Source organism: Gracilibacillus ureilyticus, assembly GCF_900111195.1.
In the GTDB taxonomy this organism is placed as follows: domain Bacteria; phylum Bacillota; class Bacilli; order Bacillales; family Amphibacillaceae; genus Gracilibacillus; species Gracilibacillus ureilyticus.
The window spans coordinates 1-25,575 of sequence record NZ_FOGL01000004.1; the positions used below are offsets into that span (position 1 = coordinate 1).

At 38.6% G+C, this 25,575-nt stretch carries 26 protein-coding genes, 1 pseudogene and 2 riboswitches; of the genes and pseudogenes, 5 read left to right on the plus strand and 22 right to left on the minus strand.

Annotated elements, in window-relative coordinates; all coding sequences use genetic code 11:
• The 16 genes and pseudogenes from BMW36_RS20155 to BMW36_RS05810 all read right to left on the minus strand — a co-directional run.
• Positions 1 to 170 (minus strand): annotated as a pseudogene (locus tag BMW36_RS20155) (IS256 family transposase); the annotation flags it as partial.
• Positions 171 to 1,124: 954 nt separating this feature from the next.
• A complete protein-coding gene (locus BMW36_RS05740; protein ID WP_089739907.1) occupies positions 1,125 to 1,418 on the minus strand; it encodes a hypothetical protein in 294 nt (97 codons plus the stop codon).
• A 67-nt stretch (positions 1,419 to 1,485) separates the two neighbouring features.
• The gene (locus BMW36_RS05745) at positions 1,486 to 3,114 is read right to left on the minus strand and encodes a flagellin N-terminal helical domain-containing protein (RefSeq protein ID WP_089739908.1); all 1,629 of its coding nucleotides are present in this window, start codon (positions 3,112 to 3,114) and stop codon (positions 1,486 to 1,488) included.
• A 127-nt stretch (positions 3,115 to 3,241) separates the two neighbouring features.
• The gene (gene csrA, locus BMW36_RS05750) at positions 3,242 to 3,472 is read right to left on the minus strand and encodes a carbon storage regulator CsrA (protein ID WP_089739909.1); all 231 of its coding nucleotides are present in this window, start codon (positions 3,470 to 3,472) and stop codon (positions 3,242 to 3,244) included.
• A gap of 1 nt (position 3,473) precedes the next feature.
• A complete protein-coding gene (fliW, locus tag BMW36_RS05755; protein WP_089739910.1) occupies positions 3,474 to 3,920 on the minus strand; it encodes a flagellar assembly protein FliW in 447 nt (148 codons plus the stop codon).
• Between the two features lie 12 nt (positions 3,921 to 3,932).
• Positions 3,933 to 4,523, minus strand: coding sequence for a DUF6470 family protein (locus BMW36_RS05760; RefSeq protein WP_089739911.1), 591 nt, complete (start codon positions 4,521 to 4,523; stop codon positions 3,933 to 3,935).
• 61 nt (positions 4,524 to 4,584) lie between these two features.
• Positions 4,585 to 5,499, minus strand: coding sequence for a flagellar hook-associated protein FlgL (flgL, locus tag BMW36_RS05765; RefSeq protein WP_089739912.1), 915 nt, complete (start codon positions 5,497 to 5,499; stop codon positions 4,585 to 4,587).
• Positions 5,500 to 5,508: 9 nt separating this feature from the next.
• Complete coding sequence (gene flgK, locus BMW36_RS05770) at positions 5,509 to 7,257, minus strand: flagellar hook-associated protein FlgK (RefSeq protein ID WP_089739913.1); 1,749 nt, start codon at positions 7,255 to 7,257, stop codon at positions 5,509 to 5,511.
• 25 nt (positions 7,258 to 7,282) lie between these two features.
• Entirely contained in the window at positions 7,283 to 7,777 is a 495-nt protein-coding gene (locus tag BMW36_RS05775; protein WP_089739914.1) for a flagellar protein FlgN, read from the minus strand.
• 29 nt (positions 7,778 to 7,806) lie between these two features.
• Positions 7,807 to 8,058, minus strand: coding sequence for a flagellar biosynthesis anti-sigma factor FlgM (gene flgM, locus BMW36_RS05780; protein ID WP_089739915.1), 252 nt, complete (start codon positions 8,056 to 8,058; stop codon positions 7,807 to 7,809).
• 161 nt (positions 8,059 to 8,219) lie between these two features.
• Positions 8,220 to 8,630 carry a TIGR03826 family flagellar region protein gene (locus tag BMW36_RS05785; protein WP_342707251.1) on the minus strand — a complete coding sequence of 137 codons (411 nt, stop codon included), beginning with the start codon at positions 8,628 to 8,630 and terminating at the stop codon, positions 8,220 to 8,222.
• A 70-nt stretch (positions 8,631 to 8,700) separates the two neighbouring features.
• Positions 8,701 to 9,387, minus strand: coding sequence for a ComFC family protein (locus tag BMW36_RS05790; RefSeq protein WP_089739917.1), 687 nt, complete (start codon positions 9,385 to 9,387; stop codon positions 8,701 to 8,703).
• A complete protein-coding gene (locus BMW36_RS05795; protein WP_245711595.1) occupies positions 9,384 to 10,472 on the minus strand; it encodes an ATP-dependent helicase ComFA in 1,089 nt (362 codons plus the stop codon). The genes BMW36_RS05790 and BMW36_RS05795 overlap by 4 nt, the downstream gene beginning before the upstream one ends.
• 315 nt (positions 10,473 to 10,787) lie before the next feature.
• Complete coding sequence (locus tag BMW36_RS05800; RefSeq protein ID WP_089739919.1) at positions 10,788 to 11,630, minus strand: DegV family protein; 843 nt, start codon at positions 11,628 to 11,630, stop codon at positions 10,788 to 10,790.
• Between the two features lie 475 nt (positions 11,631 to 12,105).
• Complete coding sequence (locus BMW36_RS05805) at positions 12,106 to 12,807, minus strand: response regulator transcription factor (protein WP_089739920.1); 702 nt, start codon at positions 12,805 to 12,807, stop codon at positions 12,106 to 12,108.
• A gap of 110 nt (positions 12,808 to 12,917) precedes the next feature.
• Positions 12,918 to 14,045 carry a sensor histidine kinase gene (locus BMW36_RS05810; protein ID WP_089739921.1) on the minus strand — a complete coding sequence of 376 codons (1,128 nt, stop codon included), beginning with the start codon at positions 14,043 to 14,045 and terminating at the stop codon, positions 12,918 to 12,920.
• 132 nt (positions 14,046 to 14,177) lie between these two features.
• Here BMW36_RS05810 and BMW36_RS05815 point away from each other — a divergent pair, with 132 nt between their 5' ends.
• Positions 14,178 to 14,819 (plus strand): YigZ family protein, encoded by a 642-nt coding sequence (locus tag BMW36_RS05815; protein WP_089739922.1) that lies wholly within the window; start codon positions 14,178 to 14,180, stop codon positions 14,817 to 14,819.
• Between the two features lie 553 nt (positions 14,820 to 15,372).
• On the opposite strand, the gene BMW36_RS05820 is transcribed toward BMW36_RS05815, so the two are convergent.
• On the minus strand, positions 15,373 to 15,699 hold the full coding sequence (locus BMW36_RS05820) for a helix-turn-helix domain-containing protein (RefSeq protein WP_089739923.1): 327 nt from the start codon (positions 15,697 to 15,699) through the stop codon (positions 15,373 to 15,375).
• 273 nt (positions 15,700 to 15,972) lie between these two features.
• On the opposite strand from BMW36_RS05820, the gene BMW36_RS05825 reads away from it, so the two are divergent.
• Positions 15,973 to 17,448, plus strand: coding sequence for an MDR family MFS transporter (locus tag BMW36_RS05825; protein ID WP_089739924.1), 1,476 nt, complete (start codon positions 15,973 to 15,975; stop codon positions 17,446 to 17,448).
• Between the two features lie 105 nt (positions 17,449 to 17,553).
• Complete coding sequence (locus BMW36_RS05830; protein ID WP_089740073.1) at positions 17,554 to 17,823, plus strand: hypothetical protein; 270 nt, start codon at positions 17,554 to 17,556, stop codon at positions 17,821 to 17,823.
• A gap of 59 nt (positions 17,824 to 17,882) precedes the next feature.
• Here the strand turns inward: BMW36_RS05830 and cobA are convergent, their stop codons facing one another.
• On the minus strand, positions 17,883 to 18,635 hold the full coding sequence (gene cobA, locus BMW36_RS05835; protein ID WP_089739925.1) for a uroporphyrinogen-III C-methyltransferase: 753 nt from the start codon (positions 18,633 to 18,635) through the stop codon (positions 17,883 to 17,885).
• Complete coding sequence (locus tag BMW36_RS05840) at positions 18,628 to 19,701, minus strand: sulfate permease (protein WP_245711596.1); 1,074 nt, start codon at positions 19,699 to 19,701, stop codon at positions 18,628 to 18,630. Before BMW36_RS05840 ends, cobA begins: the two co-directional genes overlap by 8 nt.
• 86 nt (positions 19,702 to 19,787) lie before the next feature.
• Positions 19,788 to 19,888, minus strand: a riboswitch (SAM riboswitch).
• 273 nt (positions 19,889 to 20,161) lie between these two features.
• Positions 20,162 to 20,264, plus strand: a riboswitch (SAM riboswitch).
• Between the two features lie 105 nt (positions 20,265 to 20,369).
• Here BMW36_RS05840 and BMW36_RS05845 point away from each other — a divergent pair.
• Together BMW36_RS05845 and BMW36_RS05850 are read left to right on the plus strand one after the other, a co-directional pair.
• Positions 20,370 to 21,476, plus strand: a complete 1,107-nt coding sequence (locus tag BMW36_RS05845; RefSeq protein ID WP_089739927.1) for a methionine biosynthesis PLP-dependent protein — start codon at positions 20,370 to 20,372, stop codon at positions 21,474 to 21,476.
• Positions 21,469 to 22,641 carry an aminotransferase class V-fold PLP-dependent enzyme gene (locus BMW36_RS05850; RefSeq protein WP_089739928.1) on the plus strand — a complete coding sequence of 391 codons (1,173 nt, stop codon included), beginning with the start codon at positions 21,469 to 21,471 and terminating at the stop codon, positions 22,639 to 22,641. Before BMW36_RS05845 ends, BMW36_RS05850 begins: the two co-directional genes overlap by 8 nt.
• A gap of 604 nt (positions 22,642 to 23,245) precedes the next feature.
• On the opposite strand, the gene BMW36_RS05855 is transcribed toward BMW36_RS05850, so the two are convergent.
• Genes BMW36_RS05855 through BMW36_RS05865 form a run of 3 tightly spaced genes read right to left on the minus strand, consistent with a single transcriptional unit; the run spans position 23,246 to position 25,575 of the window.
• Positions 23,246 to 23,962 (minus strand): nucleoside phosphorylase, encoded by a 717-nt coding sequence (locus BMW36_RS05855; RefSeq protein ID WP_089739929.1) that lies wholly within the window; start codon positions 23,960 to 23,962, stop codon positions 23,246 to 23,248.
• Positions 23,963 to 23,964: 2 nt separating this feature from the next.
• Complete coding sequence (locus BMW36_RS05860; RefSeq protein ID WP_089739930.1) at positions 23,965 to 24,630, minus strand: sulfite oxidase-like oxidoreductase; 666 nt, start codon at positions 24,628 to 24,630, stop codon at positions 23,965 to 23,967.
• A gap of 21 nt (positions 24,631 to 24,651) precedes the next feature.
• Positions 24,652 to 25,575: an ABC transporter permease gene (locus BMW36_RS05865; protein ID WP_089739931.1), complete on the minus strand. Its 924-nt coding sequence runs from the start codon at positions 25,573 to 25,575 to the stop codon at positions 24,652 to 24,654.

The window sequence follows — 25,575 nt, forward strand, 5'->3', positions numbered from 1 at the left end:
GAGTTGTATCCCAAATGATGATTCATTTCTCCTTTTAACATCGATTCAAACATTGGTCCAAAAATATCTTTTAGTGCATTCTGCATATCCTGTACAGACTCTGGTTGGTATTGTTCTATAATTCTATTAGCTAACTCTACTGCTTTCGGATCACGCTTAGATTTCACCATTATAAACAACTCCCCAATTTTTCTACTCATAGTTTAACAATAAAAAAATAAACTGCGAAGTAAGAGCCGTACGCTCTCTTACTTACACAGTTTATATTACACTCCCTACCATCTACACCAGCGGCTCCTTTATTTCTTTTCACTTGTTGGATAGCCCTATTCAAATTATCTGTATCCAGTATCTTTTCCAGTAATGTTCTTTCGTACATGTCTGTTATGTCCTTTCTTTCTCGTAGAGAAGGTATCCACTTTAACGTGTTTTACCAGTGGTCTTATTCCTCTCCCAATCGAGATTTCCTATAACGATAAATTGGTTCAGCCCTTCGCTCCTTCTAATTTTCATTAGATTTCTTCACTACTATGACTTCTGCTGACTTCTCACTGTCCAGGCTTATATCACTATAAGTGTTTGGTACAGAGCAGTGAGACCTCCCCGGTTAAGGTACGAACTCTTTTCCTCCATCTATCTGCCATATTTACACCGTATGTTTTAGTAGCTATGGACTTCAGATTCTTTGGCACCCTTATCCACATACGTTGCCTCTTATATGATTTCTGTCCGTCAGACCAGAGGTTTGCCTCGAGCTTCCTTCCGATTCCACGTCACCATGGACACCGTTGCTTTTGGCTAGGTGCTTACCGCTACCGGGTCGCACTAGCGACTTTCACCCATTAGAGTTCGTCCATGCCGGGCGAACCAAAAAAACGAACAGATCTAGTCCGTCCGTTTTAGTGTAAAAACCATAAAACCGCTTGGGTTGCACTTCTGCATAGCCCTATCCTGTTTTATGGTAAAGGGCAATAATATTATTGCCATAATGTATTTTTTCATACCTATTATTACTTATTACTCGCCTTACGAGGATTGTAGAATATTATTTACACAAGATTTTACGCAGACCCTGTGGCGTCAGACATCATCACCTCTTATGTGATGAGAGGGTTAAAACCCTATTATTTAGTTATCTTTCTAATACTATCTTCAACTTTTTTCAATAAGTCTTCATAGGATTTTTTTGACTTTTCCTTATCTACGATAAATTCACTTAAGTTTCGTTCTGCAATTTGCCTGTTATTATCTAATAAGTTAAGAATTGATTCATCAAATATATTATTATTACTAGCATTTTGATATATTTTTCTTTCTATTTCATATTTATTTCTAAGGTTTTCTTCACTAACTTCAAGTGTTTCTAGTTGATTTTTAAAATTATTCTTTAACTTATACAAAGTTTCTAACACTGTCATTTTCTACTCCTTAATAAGAAGAAGACCCCAGCACCATTGCAAGGATCTCCTCTACTAAATCAGTATTTTAACCTAATAATTGTAATACTGCTTGTGGTTGTTGATTTGCTTGTGCTAACATAGATTGAGATGCTTGAGATAGAATGTTTGATTTTGTCATCTCCATCATCTCTTTCGCCATGTCTACGTCACGGATACGAGATTCCGCAGCAGTTAGATTTTCAGATGAGTTGTCTAAGTTAGAAATTGTATGTTCCAAACGGTTTTGGAATGCACCCAATTTAGACCGTTCAGATGAAACTGAACTGATTGCTTCATCTAATGCATCAAGGGCATTTTCCGCACCTGCTGAATTAGAAACATCTAAATTAGATACCCCTAGTGCAGTAGATCTCATATCATTAATACCGAATGAAATCTTTTGTCCACTATTCGCACCAATTTGGAATGACATTGGACCATTTCCTGCACTAGTTGTAGAAGCTTTGTCTAATCCTAATACTCCTACAGCTGTTCCCCCATCTTGTTCAGTAAATGAAATGTCTCCACTTGGACTTGAAACAAATAATCTACCTTCTTTTGCTTCGACAGTAACTTCTCCAATGAATCCTTCATCACCTTTGGATAGACCAGCATTAGTGTTGTACGCATCTACCTTTGTTTTAATAAGACCTTGTAAATCTGTAGCAACGTCTGCTGCATCAGCACCAGAATTCGCTGATGTTAAAGCAGCTGTTTCAAAATCCACACCATTGATTTCAAATTTTAATGTTTCAGCAGGTACTGCTTCCATTACCTGATTTTTACCATCAGTAGCTGTTGCTCCATCACCAACATAGTAAGATAAAACTCCACTTCCACCTGTTGTTAATTCAACACTTGAACCATTTCCCTCAATACCACTATTTAAAGTTAAAGTTTTATTTGCTCCATCATAATTCGCAGAAATATGCTCAATATTAGCTCCAGTAGATTCATTATAAGCATCTATTGATTTATTTATGTGACCTTCGACAATATCTCTAACTTCTTTTACTTGATCCGCTGTAGCACCTGACAAATCTTGATCTAAAAGAGCTTTATCATCATCTGAAAGAGTTGTCCAATCAACATCAATAGCCGCACCATCAACAATAACTTCGTCAGCTACAGCACCAGTAAAGTCGAGTGCACTAGCATCTGTGAATGCAACACCAGCAAGTTCGCCTGCCGTTTCTTTAAATACTTTTCCACTAATAGTTACATTGTCACCAGACGTAACACTACCTACTGACTCTAAGTTACCATTAAGTAATTTCTGAGTGTTGAATTCTGTAGTATTACCAATTCTATCAATTTCTTCAGTTAATTGATTGACCTCATCCTGGATTGCTTCTCTATCTTCATCCGTATTTGTACCATTTGAAGATTGAGTTGCTAATTCTCTTATACGTTGTAAGATAGAATGCGTTTCGTTTAATGCACCCTCAGCCGTTTGAATTAAAGAAATACCATCAGATGCGTTACGGGATGCTTGATCTAGACCTTTTATTTGAGCACGCATTTTTTCTGAAATTGCTAGACCTGCCGCATCGTCTCCAGCTTTGTTAATACGAAGACCTGAAGAAAGTTTTTCCATTGAGTTTTGCATGTTACCTTGATTGATTCCCATTTGTCGATAAGTATTCAACGCTGGAATATTGTGATTAATAATCATAAGTAAATTTCCTCCTTGAGTTATATGTTTTTCCACATCCTTGTGGTATCCACTAACGAAAGTGAAAGCGGCCGTCAGTCACTCTCATCAGCTTCTAATAATAATATCGGTATATGCTTCATTATGTTTAGTCATTTTTATAATTTTTTTTCAATAAATTTAATAAATTTTTTGAAAGGTTAGCCGCTTGATTATTTTCTTGTTGAATCGCCTGATATACTTCCTGTCGATGAATGTCTATATCCTTTGGTGCAGATATACCTAATTTAATTTGCTCACCTTCAATTGCCAGAACAATGACTTCTATTTCATCTCCAATTTTAATAGTTTCATTTACCTTTCTGGTTAAAACTAACATGTTATTCCTCCTCTATTGTAGAGGTCTGTTGGAAAATAGCTTCCCTCGTTAGATAGTTCGATTTTATTGAAATTAATTGTTTCGCATGATTGTTTTGAGTATTAATGACTACGGGTGCTTGTAAATTTGCAGTACTTGATGTAAGTGGTTCTTTTACTGTAACAATTGCCAGAACTCTTACATCTTCTTTTAGCTTTATTTGTAATTGTTCAATGGTGGCTTCATCCAGTTTGAATTGATAATCGTTTACAAATAAAAATGGATCAACTACAACAAAAGCCGGATCTATGTTATTAGTTGATTGAAGGATCTGAAATAGGCCACCTTCTTCAAAACTTTGTAATATGAATTTATTCTCACCCTGAAATCCAGGTATTCCTTGAGGAAATATTATAATTTCCGATTCATTGACTTCAACTTCACCAAAATATTTTGTTTCGATTCGCATAAACTACCCCTCTTATATTTCCATTTCAAAATTATTTCCGACAAATTTCACGTTTACAAAACTAATATCTATCCAATTCTTTTGTTCAAGATACTTTTCTACTCCACCAGGTCTATAATCAAATTTGTTTTTAGTAGGTTGAATTTCTATCTGTGGCTTATTTGCTCTTGCTTCAATGTCTACTTCTGCCTGCTCATAATGAAATTTTACTGCATCACCAGATGGAATCCATCCAATATTAAATTGTTTCATCGGTCTTTCGCCATTTTGTTTTGCTACTTGTGCTAATAGATTTCCACCGTTTTCAATCTTCATTAACATATCACCTTGACGTCGGGTCTTTTTAGATCCTTCAATTGCTGTTTGCATAGCTTCCTTTGCCATTTTCCGTACAGATTCTTCTGTTGGGATAATACCTACATCCGCCAATGCTTTTGATTGATCGATCGTAAGCTTACCTGGCTTGGTTGAAATTCGCAGGTCAGCTTGGGGTTGTTTGATCGTTTGCTTAGCTGGTCCTGAATCAATTGTTAATTGAGCATTATTGATTTTAAGTCCAAGTATCGCATTTTGTGATTGAATTCTAATTTGAGGTAATTGCATTATAGAACCTCCTTCTTGTTAAAAAGCCTCACCTTTTAAATGAAAGGTAAGGCTTTTGGTTTTATCTTAAAAAGTCTAATAAAGTTGGTTGAATGATACGAGCTCCCGCGCTTAAAGCTGCTCGATGGACTGCTTCCTGCGAAGTCAGGTTCATAATTACTTTTTCCATATCCGCATCTTCATTTTTAGACATCATATCTTTCGCTGCAACTGTTTGCTCTTCTACACGGTTTTCAATAAGGTCAATTCGATTCTGTCTAGCTCCTAAATCTGCTCTTGCGTTCACATTATTGTCAATATGATCATCAATTAATGAGATATAGTTCCCAATAGCTTCATCATCGTCGCCTTCTCTTAATTCCTTAGCAAAGTTTGTCAGATCCTCAAACAATTTCTCTGTAAAGATTTCATTTGATGAAGTATTTACCTTGATTTTTGATCCACTGGAAACTTCAATGAGTACTTCATTATTATTGCCAGCAAAGTTAAAAAACTCGTCATCTCCTGGAGAGAAATTATCATTGATGGTAAATGGTTTGTTTCCCCCATCGCCAGTCGTCTGTGTTCCGCTGAAAATGTACTTATTATTCACTTTTGTATTAGCAATTTCCAGTAAATGCTCTTTTAATTGATCAACTTCAGAAGCGATATTTCCACGCTGTCCTTCTTCATAAGTACCATTTGCACCCTGTACAGCTAGTTCTCTTAAACGCTCTAAAGCTTTCTGTGTTTTATCAAGTGCTGAATCAGTATTATCCATCCAGTTGTGAACTTCACCAATATTTCTCTCAAATTGCTCTAATTGGTTTACTTGTGTTCGATAATCCATACCTTTCATCGCAACAACTGGGTCATCAGATGGACGGTTAATTTTTTTACCAGTTGATAACTGATCCATATATTTACCTAAACTGTTATAACTGCTGCTCAGGTTACGCAGCATATTGTTAGTTAGCATATTTTGTGTTACACGCATCTACTTTACTTACCTCCCTACTAAGCCCATGTTATTAATAATCCGGTCAAGCATTTCATCAACCACTGTCATATTACGAGCAGCTGCATTATAAGCATGCTGGAATTGGATTAAGTTGGTCATCTCTTCATCTAAGGAAACAGAGCTGATCGCCTGTCTGGATTCTTCAACTTGTTGTCTTAACACTTGGGAATTACTTTGCATCCTGTTTGATTCCTGAGTGATAACACCCAGTTCACCAATTATTGATTCAAAGAAACTTTTCGCAGATGTTTTTGGTTGAAAATCGTCTTCACCTATGTCATCTACATCATAGCCAGCGTATTCTTCTGCTCTTTTCGTGTACACATCTGCTAAATTTACTGCATTAGAACCATTACCTGAAGCTCCTCCATCGTTAACACCATCACCATCATGATCTTCATTTGTACTTGCAGCTATTTTATTAACATCATTTTTAATAATAGAGTTTACCGCAATATTATCTGCAGTTATTTCAGTTGTTTCATTTCCATCCTTGTCATAACCAACAAAGAAGTTAGCAATACCTTGATCACCTTCAAGATCGAAGCCTTCACTATGAACAGTGTTAAATTCAGTTACAAAATTCTTCACTAATTTATCAAGGTCATTTAAAATATCATTGATTTCTCCAGTTGAGGAATATTCATTATCTACATCATAGCTTGCATAGTCGAAATTCGTAAGATACCCTGTACCATCCAATAGAGCATCAACCTTGCCATTTATATTAAAGTCATCTGCATAAATAATAATGTGACTTTCTGTTCCACTAACAGACTCATTAACCAGTTGAGCAACATAATCTTCAGATTTAACATCCGGATCTCTATTCGGATCTACAAAGAAAACTGCTCTCGCATTATTCTCATTATCAAAGTCAACATACATATGGTTCACCGCATCATCCGACCCGGGAATCGCACCATTTTCTCCTGTACCATCTACCAAAACAATTTGCTCTGCACTATTTTGTGTAGTACTTGGATCAGAATTCAGAGTAATTGTTGCGATTCCTTGAGCTATCGGACTAGGTTGTCCTGAACTTTTTTTGTAATCTACTTTAATATCTACATAGGATGATAACTGATCAACTAATCTGTCTCTCTCATCATATAAATCGTTCGGTACATATCCGTGTGGCTCTATTTTGGCGATTTGTCCATTTAACTGATTAATTTGGTCAATTAATGAGTTAATCGCTTTTCCATCTACACCAATTTCATCTTTTAAATTACCTCTAACTTGCTGTAATGAATCATGGGCATAGTTGAAAACTTCAGCTAAAGCCACTGCACGTTCCTTTACTACTGATCGAGATCCTGAATCTTCAGGATTTACAGAAAGATCCTGTAACGATTTCCAGAACAGATCAAATGTTTGAGATATACCTTGTTCAGAAGGCTCGTTCAATATTGTCTCCAATTTACTCATCATATCCGCTTTCGTTTCGTAAAACCCGACCTTCGTATTCTCCTGACGATACTGCTTATCAATAAAACTGTCACGAATTCGTTCAATCGATCCCGCTTCTACTCCTGAACCGATCTGCCCTGCAATTTCCGGGCGGTTTCTTGATGCCGGCGGGTATGGTGAGGTTTGTTCAAAATTAACCCGCTGTCTCGTGTATCCTTCTGTATTGGCATTTGCTATATTATGCCCTGTTGTATATAAAGCCGATTGCTGTGCATGCAGTGCACGCTTAGCTACTTCTAATCCATTAAATGTTGAAGCCATTTCTTTTCCTCCTGCCCCTTAAACCCTATGCTTTCGAATCAAATACCGAGCGCTTTGGACGTTGCGGCTGGGACTGATTCGTTTTATTTCCATAATTATAGTTTTTTAATGATGGCTGTACCATATCTAATGATAGTTGTACAAATTGAAGCGATTGTGTTGTAAGCTGACGGTTCAAATCTTCCTGACGGCGCAATTCCATTAACTGTTCTGCCAGTCTTAATGTAACATCCTCGAGGGCTTTTTGATTATCACCTGTCGCATGCTCTTCAATAATTGCCGAGACAGAAATGCCAGGCTCTACTCCATTTGCCTTTGCCCAGTCAGCTACTGCATCAATTCGCTTTTGTTCGGTTTGATTGATTGCCTGTACGTGTCGCTGTTCTTTGTTCATCAGGGTACGTAACTCATCAATCTTGCCATCCTTCAGAAGTTCAGTCTTCTGTTTCGATATATCAAGTAAACTGGCATGCAGCTTTGTCATTTTTTCTAAAAATTCAATGATAATTTGAACTGACATATTGTTGTCTGCCCCTTTAATATTTCAGTCTAGGCTTTCCAGAAGTTTAATAACTTCTTCGCTGTTTCCTGCAGATTCGGCTTGTACTCGCCTTGTTCTACTTGTTGTTTGATTTCATTTACATAGCTCTGCCGGCTGTCTTTTGACTGCATTTGTTTTGCTTTATTTGAAATTTCTAATTGATCAGATGCTTTCGCTGTCTGTTTCGCCTGTTGTTTTGGCGTATATTGCTGATTCTGATACGGATTGATTTTTGATTGGTTTGGTCCATTGATTTTCATGACCTTTCACCTCTTTCTTTCCGAACATATCATAGTTTATACTACTATTATCGACCGTTTATTAGAAAAGTTAAATATTATTTTAACAGTTTTATGAAGGAATATACAGTGGGGTTATTTAAAACAGGCCTCCATATTTTCGGAGGCGCGCGTACTTTTCTTTAATCACGAGTAAAATAAGTGATCTTTTTACTCTCTTTTTCGTTTCTTTGTTTAACCTCTTCCACTTGTGTGTGATGATTGATATCTGATTGGATAGAGTCCACGCAATCATCACATAACTTCCCTGTACCAATTTCTTTGCCACATCTCTCACATGGGTATCCGATATTCGGAAATTGCGATTGACGCAAGCGCTTATCTTTGACAAACTGCATAATCAAATCATACTCTACACCTGTCTCTTCCACAATTTCCGGTACTGTTGCTTCTCTATTTTTACGTATTTTCAGGAAATTATAAACAATCTGATATTTCTTTTCATCTTCCTTAAAGCAGTCCTGACATATTGGTCTTGTTGTTTTTGCAAATAACTTATCACATCTGATGCAATTTGCTAACTCAGCCATCATAATGCCTCCCCTTGTCTAAATCTATCTTTCTGAAATTATATCATTCTAATCACACTACGTTAAGCTATATCTAACGAATTAGTGTAAAACTGTACACAGGTGAACATTCGTCATCTGTCAACATCTTCGCAGCATGATGTATCGTCATACCTGTTGTATAGATATCATCGACTAATATTACCGGACTGTTTAGTGATTTTGTTAAAATAAATGGATTTTCTGATTGAATCCGCTCTCTTCTTGATTTTTTTGACTGTTTTTCCGAACTTTGCGGTTTTCTTGCCAAAGCATTCTCAATTGGTATTTCCATCACTTTAGCAATGGCTTCTGCCTGATTGAATGCCCGTTCATGCAATCTTTCCTCAGTTAATGGAATTGGGGTAACTTTCGCCTTCACCTTACCAAAATATTTACGATACTCCTTTATAATATAAGGTCGGAAAACCTCAATCATCTGATAATCGCCCCGGAATTTCCACTGTGCTATCACTTCCTGCATAAACGGCGTATATTGAAACACTGCCCGATTTTGCTTGAAAACACCCTGATAGACAGGATGGTTATTCCATATAGCACAGTCAGAGCAAATGCCGGCACTCTCCATCTTTCGTCCACATTTCTTACATATTTCTTCACCAATCAGCTCAAGTCTTTGCTCACACTTTTCACAAATGTATTTTTCGACAGAAGGCAACAGAAAATTTGACCAGGTAATATCCTCCTCAATTGGACTTTGACATATAAGACATTCTCTCATAACTGACTCCCTTTCCTGTTCATTCCTTTTATCTGTGTGATGGCATCAACGATTGCATTTGTCTTCCCCTGATGAAGCAGTAACACTTTTCCAGTCGGATCTTCCGGACTCCTTCCAGCCCTGCCGGCAATCTGAACAATCGCCGCTTCATCGAACACTTCATGCCCTGCATCAAGAATCACTACATCAATTGACGGAAAGGTCACCCCTCGTTCAAGAATGGTTGTCGTTATTAATAAATCAAATTCCTTATCGCGGAATGCATTCACTTTCGCCTTCCGCTCTGGATCCTCTGAAAAAACTGTCGTAAATTTTAGCGGAAATCCCGTAAGCATCTCTTCCATTTTTGTCAGCATTTCCACTGTTGGAACAAAAAGCAGGAATTGTCGCTCTTGTGCTCTGCTTTGTATGTATGCCGACAGACTTTTTGGCGGTCTGGACTGCTTCAGCTTTTTCTGGAGCTGGATGTCTAGCTTTAATTGAGGAACTGGCAATGGATGGCCATGAAAGCGGATCGGAACGAAAACGACCGGCAGCTTCTTTGCTGCGATCCTTCTCTTTTCTTTCTTCCTTGGCGTTGCAGTGAGGTAAATGGTTGTGGCATCGCGTCTTTTCGCACGTGCAGCTAGTTTGTGGAGATTCTTATCATTGTGATACGGAAAAGCATCGAGCTCATCAATGATCATTAGATCAAATGCCTTGTAATAGCGAATCAGTTGGTGAGTAGTAGCAATAACAAGCTGTCCTTTTCCTGTTCTTATTTCCGTACCGCCATACAATGCTTCAATCTCTGTTTGTGGGAATGCTTGCTTCAGACGGGGATAGAGTTCACGGACAACATCCGCTCTTGGTGTGGCAAGGCAGATGGATTTGCCTTGCTGGATGGCTGCTGTGATGCCGGGAAAGAGCATTTCTGTTTTGCCGGCGCCGCAGACAGCCCAGATTAACAGTTCCTGTCCTGGCGCTCTGACGGCTTGTTGAATTGCATCTGCTGCTTGCAGCTGATGCTTGGTCAGTGACCCCTCCCAGTGACAGGGATTGGTCTGTTCCGGCCAGGCTGCGTCACGTCCTGCCCAAAGATACAATTTTTCACAAAAAAGAACTCTTCCAGTTCGGAGGCAATTGCGGCAATATGGATGGGTTGTCTGGCAGCGGGCGCAGGAGATCCTGGCGAAGTGTTGGCGGTTTGTTGTGGTGCAGCGGTTGCATTTGTAATGGAATTTTTGTTTGGTGATCGCAGGGATTGTTGTCAGTTGACCGGATTGGATTAGGTGCTCGATGGTGTGTTCTGGGAGGTTGATTTCTGGTCTGAGCAGGATTTTTCCTTTGAGGGTTTGATAGGGGTCCAATGGGGATTCCTCCTTTAGTTTGGGGAGGCGAGAGTGATTCCCGCCTTATTATTATTCTTTGTACCAGCCTAGGCCGAGGGCGCCTTCACCGAGGTGTGTGCCGATTACCGGGCCGAAATAGCTGACGATTACTGTGACATTGCTGTATTGTGATTCTAATTGCTGTTTGATCTGATTGGCATCTTCTTCTCTGTTTGCGTGAATGATCGTTGCCTGGATTGGAACTCCTGTACTTGCGTCTTCATCAAACAGCTGGAAAATCCGCTTCATTGCTTTCTTTTCTGTTCTTATTTTTTCAAATGGAACGATTTTTGTTTCTTCAAAATGTAAGATTGGCTTCACTTGCAGCATGCTTCCGATAATTGCCTGGGCACCGTTCAATCTGCCGCCGCGGTGCAGGTGGGATAAATCTGCCACCATGAAATATGCTCTTAATGATTGTTTTATTTCGTCAAGTCGCTTAATAATTGTTTCTGCATCTTTGCCTTGTTTAGCAAGTTTGGCAGCTTCCAGTACGTAGAAGCCTTGAGCAAGGCAGCTGATTTCTGAATCATATGGGAATACTTCGATATTTTCTGCCATGTCTTTTGCTGTGACGGAAGTCTGGTATGTACCGCTGATTCCGCTTGATAGTGTGATGATGATGGCTTGGTCATAATCTTTGGAGAGGTGTTCGATTGTTTCCATAATCACACCAATGGAAGGCTGAGATGTTTTTGGCAGTTGTTCGACTGTTTTTACTTTTTCGTAAAATTCTGCCGCTGTTATGTCTACTTCTTCACGGTAGGCACTATCGCCAAATACGACACTTAATGGCACCATGTGAATGTTAAATTCATTTCTAATATTTTCAGGTATGTATGATGTACTATCTGTTATAATTGCGACACTCATTACATCTAATCCTTCCTAATAAAGTTCTTGCCTCCTATTTTACCTAACAATCTGGAAATTGCCTAGTGCTAATATAATATATCTGGTTTTTCGTTCTAATTATGATACGAGAAAAGAGGAAGGAATGATTATTGTCTAAAGTTTAAGGAATTTAAGGGTAGGAAAATTAGACCCCATTCTTAGCGGAGGGGAATACGCAGACTCCTGCGGGAACAGCGTAAGCCGAAGATCCCGCAGGAAAGCGAGCTTTGCTTTCTGAGGAAGCTAAGGCCGCGCTCGCGGCATAGAAAACACTCCTCAAGTGACCTGTCTTGAGGAGATGTTGCACTTGTGCCCTTGGGTAAAAGCGAGGTATTTTGACGGAGCGATAGTGGAACCAGTCTCTTAATGAACAAATAACCCGAACATCTAAATGATTGTTCGGGTTTAGTGCAGGTAAAATAGTTAGTCCCAGCCTCTTTGCTTCGGCTTCTTATTATAAGATCTCAACCCAGCCTTTTTTAATTGCAATAACTACTGCCTGCGTACGGTCTTTCACTTTCATTTTCTGCAGGATACTGCTGACATGGTTCTTGACTGTTTTTTCACTGATATACAATGATTCTGAGATTCCTTTGTTACTCTTTCCTTCTGCCAATAATTGAAGAACCTGGCACTCTCTTCTTGTTAAAAGGTGAAGTGGTTTACGGTGGTCAATTTTCTTCAATTTCGATAATGTATTATCAGATCCGTATAATGCATCTTCTTCAGATATTAAACGGCGGTATTCTTTCACAAGGTTGTGGGTTACTTTCGGATGAAGATAAGAACCTCCCTCACTAACAACGGTAATCGCTTCAATTAATGCATCAGAATCCATTTCCTTTAAGAGATACCCTTGTGCACCTGATTTCAGGGCATGTGTTACATAGTTTTCATCATCATGAATCGAAAGGATGATTACTTTTACACCAGGATATTTGTTTAATAATTCAGAAGTTGCCTCCACTCCATTTACACTAGGCATATTGATATCCATTAGTACGACATCAGGCTTGTACTTCTTCACTAGCTCAATTGCCATGGAGCCATCGTCACCTTCTGCCAGAACGTTAAATTCAGATTCGAGCTCAAGTATACGTTTTACTCCTTCTCGAAATAGTTTGTGGTCATCAATTAAAATAATATTTGTAGTCATTATTGTTAACCTCCTCAGATTCCCTTTATATTTATTTGTCTATTTCACTGTTTGTCTTAAATATTACTAACCTATACTATTATACACATTGTCAGAGAATTGTGTAAAATTTAGGATGAAAGTGGGATTTTTATGTAAATTTTTGTACCTTCTCCTACTTTTGTAACGATATCCAGTTCTCCGCCTAACATATCAATTCGTTCATTCATCCCAATTAATCCGAATGACTTATCTTTCTTTTGGCTGCGGTCAAATCCAATCCCGTTATCTTTGATCACTGCTGTTACATAGTCTTTTACAATTTCAAGTTTCACATCAATCCGTTCGGCTTTAGCATGTTTGATTGCATTTTGAATGGATTCCTGAATTAAGCGAAATAATGCTACTTCATACTGACTCGCCAGTCTTTCTTCTTTTGCTCTGTACTGAAAATGAATATTAGGATGCTGTTCCTCCAGTGTGGCAATATACTTCTTAATGGTTGGCACAAGGCCAAGATCATCTAACGCCATTGGACGAAGATCATATATAATCCGCCGCACTTCCTGCAGGGACGAACGGATCAGTGTACGAACATTGCGCATTTCTTTCATCGCACTTTCCGTGTCACCTTTGCGGTATGTTCTGTCAACAATTTCTGAGCGGAGTAAGATGTTTGCTAGCATTTGGGCAGGGCCATCATGCATTTCACGGGACAGCTTTCTTCTCTCCTCCTCCTGTGCTTCAATAATTTGCAATCCAAACGCCTGTTTTTCCTGGGCATTTTGCAGGAGATCGGAAATATGCTTAAAATCTTCACTTAAATAGTTAAGTACAATTGAAATTTTTCCCATTAAACCTTCTGCACGCTCTACCATTTTTTCAATTGACTTCAAACGCAGCTCTAAGTCGTCACGCCGCTCGCGCAGTGCTTTTTCCTTATCCCGTTTTACAATAAATTCTGACTGAATTTTATGGGCATTATCATATGCTTCTCTAATTTTATCTTCTGAATAGACAGAGAAGTTCCTACTGACAACAGATAACTTTCTTCTGGCAGCTTTCGAGTTAATCTCAAGCTGGTCGCCTTCTTCAATGACAACAGCAACCTTTTCTTTTAAATCTTCCAGTTCTGTTTTTATTCGCTCATATTCTTTACGGGATTCCTCTGAAATATGAAAGACTTCATCCTTACTATTTTTTACTGTTTCTATCATCTCTTGTATAATATAATCTAAATCGTGGTCCCATGTTTCCATCTTTACCTCTCACCACCTAGTTTCAATGACATAATTCGAATTGTTTAGTACTATTTATGGGGGCCTTTTCACATTTTTTAATTTTACACCTATTTATATCATATACACAAATTTTATCCAGGAGGGAAATCAATGCTTGACCAATATTATACAGTAAAACTACAGGGGTGTGATGAACAAATTATTCAGAAATCCCGTTTTATAGGCTATGTGAAGCGTGTGGAGACAGAAGAAGCTGCACAACAGTTTATTCAGGAAATAAAAAAGAAACATGCTGATGCGACACATAACTGTTCTGCATATATGATCGGTGAAAATGATCAGATTCAAAAAGCAAGTGATGACGGTGAGCCAAGCGGCACAGCTGGTGTTCCGATCTTAGAGGTAATAAAAAAAAGACAGTTAAAAGATACTGCCGTTGTTGTTACACGCTATTTTGGCGGAATTAAACTTGGTGCAGGAGGACTGATACGTGCATATGCGGGTACAACGTCTTTAGCAATAAATACAACAGGTGTTGTGGAACGAAAGAAAATGAACCAGTTCCTTGTCACTGTTGACTATACACTGTTAGGGAAATTAGAAAATGAAATCCGTCATACGGAATATTTATTAGATCACATAGACTATCTGGAACAAGTGACACTTCAAATATATGTAAACAGCGGAGAAGAAGATTCCTTTCAGCAATGGATCATTAATATGACTAATGGAACAGCACACATTAATCAGGGTGATTCGAAATACATAGAAATAGATGTGCCGAATCCATAATTTTTTTCAAATTACAAAGTATATGGTGAGTGTGAATACATATATCGATTATTCACACTCTGTTTATTTATTTTTTAAATGGCAGCAAATTGGATTGCCTAATCTCATGTGATAATTTTTTTATAAAGTCTTCAGAATTGTTAATTTGTTTTCGTTCGGTTTGATCCAGCATTTTTTCCAGGATTGATCGATATATTTCCTGTTCCGACAAATTCTCACCCCATTTGTATGCATCTTCTATATCATATGTGTTTCGTCTATAACTGTGTCGTTATGTCTGTTGCAGATGAATTCCTTTTTCAAAAGAATTCAGTCACTCTTAATTTGGTAAAAATTAATTAATCCAACATCTATCATAGCGTACAATATAGGGCAAAAAAAAGCAAAATAAATTTGTTTGATAGACTATCTTTCATTTTCATTGAGTCATTAAGTTTGCTGGTGATATTAGAGTAGATGAAGGCGGGTTAAAGGGCTATATAAATAGAAAAAAAAGTCAGTCACTCTCTTGCTAGTGGCTGACAGCTGGTCTTATGTTATTATAAGTTTCTGTTTAATGGGTTTTTTTCCATTTGTTAAATTCGACAAATTCTTTAAACTCTTCTTTACTAATTCCAGAACGCATAGCTTCTTCAGCTAACCTTAACCATTCGTCATCCAACTGCTCCCGAATAGCTTGATCACTCTGATTCATTAATAGTTCATTAACGGTGACACCTAGTACTTTCCCTATTTTCTCCATAAATTGAATAGATGGGTTTGATTGAATACCTCGCTCGATTGAACTTAAATAAGACTTAGCCACACCTGCCTGTTCGGCCACTTCGGATAATGACATTCGCTTACCTTTTCTAAGTTCCTGTATCTTTTGACCAATCACATGAATCACCTACTTTCTATTTACGATTTTTATTATAGCATACTATCCCGATATCGTTCTATATAAAGTTATGTTTTTTGTCGAAAAGATGAATAAATCATGATTAATCGGGTGTTTCGGACTAAAAAATAGTCAATTTTACCTATACAAGTTCTCGATTCCGAATGGGTCTCTATTACTTCTTCAAATTCATTCCAATTCAGCCAATTTGCTGTGAATCTGTCATCATAGTTTGATACAATACTCGTATGAAAAACTAAAGGGAGAAATAAAATGCAAACAAATCGACCACTCGTATTAATTGCACTGATTCTATCCATGTTTATGGCCGCAATAGAAGGTACTATTGTAGCTGCAGCCATGCCTAATATTGTCGGAGATTTAGGCGGGTTTACATTATACAGCTGGGTGTTTTCCAGCTTTTTATTAATGCAAGCCATTACAACAATGGTTTACGGAAAGCTGGCAGACTTATTTGGCCGCAAACCGGTTTTTATGTTTGGTGTCATCATCTTTCTCATTGGTTCATTCTTATGCGGTTTAGCCAATTCCATGACAGCACTTGTTGTTTTCAGACTTATTCAGGGGGTAGGCGCTGGTGCCATACAGCCGATTGTGACAACAATTGTTGGGGACATGTATACAATCAGGGAACGAGCTAAGGTTCAAGGTTACCTAGCCAGCGTCTGGGGAATCTCTTCTGTTATCGGCCCGCTGCTAGGCGGCATTATTGTCCAGTTTGCTGATTGGGCCTGGATCTTCTGGATGAACATACCGCTCGGAATTATTGGAATCATTGGTGTTTACCGTCATTTCCATGAGGATATCACCAAAGAAAAAAAATCAATAGATTACATAGGATCCACATTATTTCTCATTGGTATATCTGCATTAATTATTGTGTTTGTACAGGCGGGCACAGTCTGGCAATGGACTTCTATTGAAACGATTTCTTTATTGCTCTTGTTTATTATAAGTATGATACTTTTTATTTTGCAAGAAAAAAAGGCTCCTTCTCCGATGATGCCATTATTTTTGTGGAAAGAGAGATTAATCATTGTTGCAAATCTTGCTACATTGCTCTCCGGAGTTATTATATTAGGATTGTCGAGTTTTCTCCCGACATATGTTCAGGGTGTAATGGAGGAATCCGCGATAGTAGCAGGGTTTGCCTTAAGTACTATGTCGATTGGCTGGCCAATTTTTTCTACAGTAGCAGGACATTTGGTATTAAAAATCGGTTTCCGGACAACTGCGCTGTTAGGAGGAACTGCTCTATTAATTGGAACATTTCTATTTTCATTACTAGGCCCCGATAAAGGACCTGTCTATGCAGCGGTTTGTTCTTTCATTGTCGGTGTCGGAATGGGGCTTTCCAGTACAACTTTTATTGTGGCAATACAAAATCATGTCGACTGGAATGTTCGCGGTGCCGCAACTTCACTCAACATGTTTATGCGAATTATCGGCAGTGCTGTCGGTGCCTCTTTTTTAGGCGGGTTAATGAACCAGCAAATGCAGAAATATTTTCAGAACAAAGAAGTTAACGTTAATATCAGCAATACGGATCTCCTGCTTGATGAAGACATGCGGCAGAATGTTACAGCAGATGAACTACTGACCATTCAGGACGGGTTAAGTTTCGCCTTACATCATGTGTATCAGGGATTATTTATCATCGGGATTCTCACTTTTATTATTCTATTGTTTTTCCCGAAAGTAACACCTGACGATGCAAAAAAAATATAACTGAACTGTAAATGACAATTACAGGAAAGCGCTTTATAAATATGGTATACTGAAAATAAGTAATTCGTTCTGATGGGATCATCTGAACAGGAGAGGGGTATGGATATGAAGTTAACAAACATGATTCTTCATAAAGAAATTTTGCTTATTCATGCTGATATTAACAATAATGATTATATTTTTACGGTAAAGTGGAACACACCTGAACATACAAAAGGTGGAGAGTGGGAATTAAAATCATATATAAACAATTCCAATGGTCAAAAGGATTTAACAAGTGATCAAATCCAGGAATTTCTTGACCAGATTAACCCGAAGTGGGATTGGGAGACAGACAGGGAGCAAATCGAGCGGGTAATTGAAAAAAATGATTAGAAACATTTGCTTTCCGGCTGGATGAAGAGTCACCTGTCCGGAAAGCAATGGGAAATGGATTAGTTTAACTGTTCTACAGCAATTTGTTCGAACCATTGCAGGTCTTTGTGTAAATGCACAACTTCACCGACCACAATCATTGACGGATTGCTGATTTGATGCATTTTTTCCTCAATGTTTTCTAATGTTCCGATAACTGTTTTCTGATGAGAGAATGTTCCCCAGTGAATCACCGCAACAGGTGTGTCAGGGTTTAATCCCGCATTAATTAAATATTGAGCGGTTTTCGGAAAATGCCGAACACCCATATAAAAACAAAGCGTATCTGCACCTTTAGCAATATGCTCCCACTCTTCCACAGGCCGGTTATCAGGATTGGAAGCATTGACAAAACTTACAGACCCGCTTATTCCACGGTGTGTCAGCGGAATTCCTGCATATGCAGCAGCACTGATACCAGAAGTAATGCCTGGAACAATTTCAAAAGGGATATTTTCCACTCTTAATACTTGCCCTTCTTCCCCGCCTCGACCGAAGATGAAAGGATCGCCGCCTTTTAATCTTGTTACAACTTTTCCTTCTTTCGCATATTGAACGAGTAGACGGTGAATTTCTTCCTGAATGAGGCCATGCAGTTTCGGTTTCTTACCACAAAAAATCAGCTCACAATCTTCTTTCGCATAATTTAATAACTCTTTATTTATTAATCTGTCATAAAGAATGACGTCCGCCTCTTCTATTGCTCTCAGACCTTTTAATGTAATCAGTTCCTTATCTCCAGGTCCTGCTCCTACGATGTATACTTTACTCATTTGCTTGCCATTCCCTTCTCGTTTGTTTCCCTATTTTTTTCTCTGCTTTAACTTCGTATTTAATTAAGACAAATGTAATGGTAATTGTAAGTATTAATAAAATAACCGTGTAAAAAGACTGCTGTATGATCATCTCTGTCAAACTATAGGCAATGACTAAAGAAATGATTGGAGAAGTTACCCACACTTTTACTATTTGATGGATAATTTTCTGTTTCCAAACATTCTCCCAGCTTTTCGTTGCACTAATTCCTACTATAGCAGTTGTTGTCACTTGTGTCATCGGGATCGGTATACCGAATAAGGAAGCAATGATCACAAGCACCCCTGTCGTACTCGAAATAACTAAACCATTTGCCAGAGATAAGCTCGTAATTTTCTTCGCATTTGTTTCTAATACTTTCCCGCCAAACAGGATGCTTCCCAGTGCAACAATTACGGCAAATACAGGCAGCCCTGTTTCCATTGACATAATATCTGCACCAACTAAAGGCCCCAGCGCGTTCGCTACATTATTCATTCCTGCAGCTATTGCTTCAAAGAAACCTGTAAAAATTAATAATACAGCCAGTACTTTATGAGATGGTTTCAATTTTACTCTGTTCTGCCATTTTGTACGCATTTTTTCAAAAGTAAATGTAATCATAAATGCGATAAATGGAATAACAAGCCAAAGAATGATAATATGCAGAATATTTGTAACATAAAGCTGTTGAAAAGAGATTCCTACACCAACAATGGCACCAACTGTTACTTCACTCGTTGAAAGCGGGATGCCAATGGAATTGGTGATTAACAGTGTGCCCCCTGCAACTAACAGGATGATCGCAGCAACAGGGACATCAATAAGATCTTCGGAAATAATTCCTTTTCCCAATGTATTCGTCACATGCTGACCACCCCATAAAGCTCCGATGATCGCACCTGCACCTGCTAATAATAATGCTGTTTTTCTTTTTTTAATTACTTTTGCTCCATAAGCTACACCCATACTAGCTGCAGATCCACTTGCCCCGATATTGAAGGCGAACAGGCCAGCAGCTAATATTGCAATAATTATTAACATGATCATCCTACTTCCTGTAATAAGTTATTTCTAAATTTCCGGAATAAAAAACTTCCACTTTAGCATAAAGTAGAAGTTTTACCTCCTTCTTATCTGCCAAGTAATTTACTTGCTGGAATTAGCACAGTGCATGATGCCTGTTGCTGAGATATCAACGGGCCAGTCCCTCCATCTCTCTCGATAAGAAATATTGTTATTGTTTGGTATTTAATATAGTAATAAATCTTTATTCGAAGAAGTTTTTAACAAATCAGATGATTATTTGTATTGAATATAATGGCAAAAACACTTATTGTCAATAGAGAGATCTATTACAGTAATGGGCTTTACCGCCTAAAACCCTTATATCCCATACATTTACTAGGTTTTAAATTTTTTTGAAAATTTCCCTTGATATTTTCTTTGTTGAAAGGTAAGATGTTATGTATAGTATTTCCATAAAACTTAATAATTCGTTTTATACTTATCAAGAGAGGTTTAGGGACTGGCCCGGTGACACCTCAGCAACCAGCATATCGATGCATGGTGCTAATTCCAGACGGTAATATTACCAAAGATAAGGAGATTATTGGACCTTAACCTTACAAGGCTTTCTTCTTATCATAGAAGGAAGCCTTTTTCATATTTCTGAAGTAAAGGTAAATTTGAGCGTAAAGGAAGTGTGCCTGTTGAAACATATTGAAACAATTCTCGCTAAAATTGGAAATGAGTCTGATCCAAGAACTGGAGCAGTAGAAGCTCCAATTTATTTATCGACAGCTTATCAGCATCGTACGATTGGTGAATCAACGGGATTTGATTACACGAGATCTAAAAACCCTACGAGAGATATTGTCGAAGAAACGATAGCCAAATTAGAAAATGGAACAAAAGGTTTTGCATGTACATCAGGAATGGCTGCAATTCAGTTAATCTTTTCCCTTTTTGAAAAAGGTGATCAGGTTATCGTAACAGAAGATGTATATGGCGGAAGCTACCGCCTGTTTGATCATTACCAGAAAGCTTACAATATTAAGCCGGTTTATGTGACTCCAGATCAAATCGAAGCAAATATTACAGAAAAAACGAAAGCAATTTTTATTGAAACACCTACTAACCCTTTATTAATTGAACTAGATATTAAAGAAATTGCTGCAATTGCAAAAAAACATGAATTACTGTTCATTGTGGACAATACCTTCTATACACCATATCTTCAACAGCCAATAAATGACGGTGCGGATATTGTTATCCATTCTGCAACGAAGTATTTAGGCGGCCATAATGATGTACTGGCAGGTTTAGTAGTTTCAAAAGGTGAGGAGCTGTCTGAGAGACTTGGTTATTTGCATAATGCCATTGGCGCTGTTCTTTCACCATTTGATTGTACACTGCTCATTCGCGGAATGAAGACACTCGGCCTGCGCTTAGAAAAGCAGCAGCAGAACGCCAGGGATCTTGCAGAATTTCTCACTAATCATGACCTTGTTACAGATGTACTATACCCGGGCAGAGGTGCCATGATGAGTTTTCGTGTGAAAGATAAGGAAATGGTTGCAGGTTTTCTGTCGAGTCTCCAGACTATTATATTCGCGGAGAGCTTGGGTGGTGTAGAAAGTTTTATCACATACCCGACGACACAAACACACGCAGATATTCCTGAAGAAGAACGTGAACGACGTGGAATTTGCGGCAGACTGCTGCGCTTCTCTGTTGGAATTGAACATATTGAAGATTTGAAAAAAGACATTGATCAGGCATTAGTAAAAAGCAAGGAGGGAATCGTTCATGTCTAAACATCAACTAGAAACGAAACTAATCCACACAGGTGTGGAGCAAGGCTACCAGGAAAGAAAAACAGGAGCGGTGAACCCTCCGATATATGTATCGTCAACTTATCATCAGGATGAGTTACATAATTTCGGACCATTTGATTACAGCCGCTCAGGAAATCCAACAAGAGAGATCGTTGAAAAAACGATAGCAGAACTGGAAAACGGTATCGCCGGATTTGCTTTTTCTTCTGGAATGGCAGCAATCTCCTCCGCATTCCTATTACTACAGGCAGGAGACCATGTTGTTGTAACGAAAGATGTTTACGGGGGTACGTTCCGTTTCGTCAGTCAATTGCTGACACAATTCTCGGTTGACTATACATTTGTTGATATGACAAATAATGAAGAGATAGAGCAGGCAATCAGACCTGACACGAAATTAATATATATGGAGACACCTGCTAATCCATTATTGCAAGTAACAGATATTCGTAAAGTAGTAGAATTGGCAAAGCAAAATAATGCACTGACATTTTTGGATAATACGTTTATGACACCACTATACCAAAATCCTCTTGATTTAGGTGTTGATGTAGTTTTACATAGTGCAACGAAATTCCTGTCAGGACACAGTGATATTATTGCAGGGTTAGCCGTAACGAATGATGAAGAACTTGCCGGAAGACTGAAGTTTGTACAAAATACTTTCGGTGCGATATTAGGTGCACATGATAGTTATACATTGATACAGGGAATGAAAACTTTAGAAACAAGGCTGACCAAATCAAGCCAGTCTGCTGATAAGATAGCGCATTTTCTAGATACACACCAGGCAGTTGAAAAAGTGTACTATCCTGGATTAAAAGACCATCCTGGTTATGAGATTCATCAATCGCAAGCTAGCAGTGGCGGTGCAGTCCTTTCCTTCCTGTTGGATGAAAAAATTGACGCCCATAAATTTGTTGAAAGCATGAAAATACCTGTCTTCGCAGTGAGTCTCGGTGCGGTGGAATCAATTTTGTCACATCCTGCAACAATGTCACATGCCGCAATGCCTGCAGCTGAACGGAAAGAACGTGGCATTGAAGACCGTCTGTTCCGCTTATCTGTAGGAATTGAAAATGTGGATGACCTGTTAGACGATTTAACTCAAGCATTAGAGCAGTCAGTCGTTGTAGGAAATTAATCATTATTGTAGATCAAATCATTGCGGTGATTTGGTCTTTTTTATTTGGAATATTTTTCCTTTTATCGATGAATTCTCTTCCTCGCACAGCATACTTTTCATTGTGAGCTCCGCTTCAGGACGAAATCTTTTCCCAGTGCAGCATACTTTTCGTCATGATCCCTGCTTCACGATGAAATCTTCTCCCTGTGTAGAATTCTTTTCGTCCTGATCTCTGCTTCACGTCGAAATCTTCTCCCTGTGCAGCATACTTTTCGTCATGATCTCCGCTTCACGTCGAAATCTCTTCCTTGCGTAGCATAGTTTTCGTCCTGATCTCTGCTTCACGTCGAAATCTTCTCCTCGCACAGCATACTTTTCGTCCTGATCTCCGCTTCACGTCGAAATCTTCTCCTCGCACAGCATACTTTTCGTCATGATCCCTGCTTCACGTCGAAATCTCTTCCTTGCGTAGCATACTTTTCGTCCTGATCTTCACTTCATCCTCCCCATGATTCTCGCTCCTGTGATGATAAAATGCCTTACTTACTCATATCACTAGACTGTGCGCACACATTAAATCCAAAAAAACCACCCATATAAAAATGGGCGGCTTCCACTAGATCTACTTTTTTGTTAATGCTTCTAATGCAATCTCTTTTTCTAGTTCAATTGCTCTTTTCATCTGGTCTGTATGCGGATCGTAATCTTCTGCTAAGTCGGCGTCTGCATAGCCATCAATCGCAACAATAGCTGCAGCACGTACTCCTCTTAAACTTGCTATAGTAAATAATGAAGCAATCTCCATCTCTACTGCGAGCACGCCTGCTGCTTGATATTGACTGTGCGGGAATGCAATAGCTCCCTGATAAAAAACATCCAATGTTAAAGTAATACCATGATGAATGGCAACAGAATGTGACTCCGACTGTTCAATTAAACGACCTGTCAATATTAAATCAGCTACAGCAGGAAAACCTTCCGGCACAATCTGGCTGCTTAATCCATCACGTCTTACAGCGGCTGTGCTTATGACAAGACTTCCTGGTTCGATTTCCTTCTGATAAGAGCCTGCGGTACCAACACGAATTATTTCTTTTACTCCGCCCTGGATTAATTGTTCGAAACAGACTGCTGCACCAGGGGAACCTACCCCATGACTTACCACACCAATATATGCTCCATGATAATAACCGACATATGTATGGTATTCACGGTTCTGGCCTAGTAATTTAGCATCCTCTAAATCTTCAGCTACTAATTTCGCCCGATCAGGATCGCCGCAAACGATAACTTTTTCCGGTAAATCTTTTGCATCTAGTTTTAAATTTGGTAAAAACATGATCAATCGAACTCCTTTTTATGCCATTCATCATCAGGCATATATGCATCATCTACAGAGAAACGCTCTTCTTTAAATGGATCACCATAGTTATGGAAATCGTTCCGCTCCCAATATCCCTGACGATCTTCTACCATAAACTCTATACCGCGAATCCATTTTACACTTTTCCAGAAATATAAATGCGGTACAACCAGGCGAAAAGGATAGCCATGTTTCACTGTGAGCGGCTTTCCATCATAACTGTGTGCAATAAGAATATCCTCTTTCAGCAGGTCTTCCAGTGGAATATTGCTTTCATAATCATGATCCCCATATACCATCACATGTTTGGCTGTATCTTTTACATTAATTGCTTTTAGAAAATCAGTGAATTTTACTCCGGTAAAAGTGTTGTCAAATTTCGACCAGCGGGTAACACAATGAATATCACGAACGATCGTTGTTTGCGGCATGTTCATTAAATCATCATATGTGAAAACTTTTTCCTCGTCCACTTCACCAAAAACTCGTAAATTCCAGTCGTTTAAATCATATTCCGGTACTTCCCCTTCGTGAAGGATCGGGAATTTCTCTGTTAAGGTTTGACCTGGAGGTAATCTGTCTCCATACTTCTCATTTCTTGGCGGCACTTTCGATTTTTTTAATCTATCTGCTTTTTTCGACATCTGTAATAGCCTCCTTCAAAATTATCTTGAGCTCCCCGCACTGTTTTTCAGTGCACTTAACTGGTTTTTATCTTTAAAAATAAACATTGCTAAAATGGTAATGACATATGGAAGCATTAACGTAAAGTTAGTCGGTACATTTAAACCTTGTAATCTTATACTGATAGCTTCCGTAAAACCGAATAATCCACTTGATAAAAAGACACCTATTGGATTGGATTGCCCGAGCATTGTAGCAACAAGGGCTATAAATCCGCGCCCTGCTGTCATATTTTCACTGAACATTGTTACCTGACCAAGTGACAATTGCGCTCCAGCTAAGGCACATAATATCCCTGAAATAAGTACGGCCAGATATTGAATTCTTCTTACTTTGATCCCCTGGCTCTTGGCTGCTGTCGGATTAATTCCAACTGCATCAAAATGAGAACCTGCTACACTTTTCTTAAAAAAGATATACATAAGTATCGTACATACAATTCCTAAATAGACAATTGGTGACTGGCCTGACAAGAGGTTGCCGACTAATGGGATACTATCGATCACAGGGATTTCCCATACAGGCAGCCCTTGCATTTCATTGTTGTAATATGCCCCTTGGACGTCAAAAATGGTTCGTAATGCAAATGTTGTCATACCGATTGATAAAAAATTCATCGCAATTCCTGTTACGATCATATTCGCTTGTAAATCTATCATCATATATCCATATAGTGCGGAAAAAATGGTTGTCCCGATTATAGCAATCAGAATCGCAAGCCACACATTGTTCGTATAGGCGTTAGCAGCTATCCCGAGAAATGCGCCCATTAACATTAGCCCGTCCAGGCCTACATTAAAGACACCAACACGTGAACAAATGGCACCACCTAATCCAGCTAATAAAAGAGGGGCCATCATTCGCAGTGTCGAATTGATTAAAGATAAATCAAATAAACTTTCCAT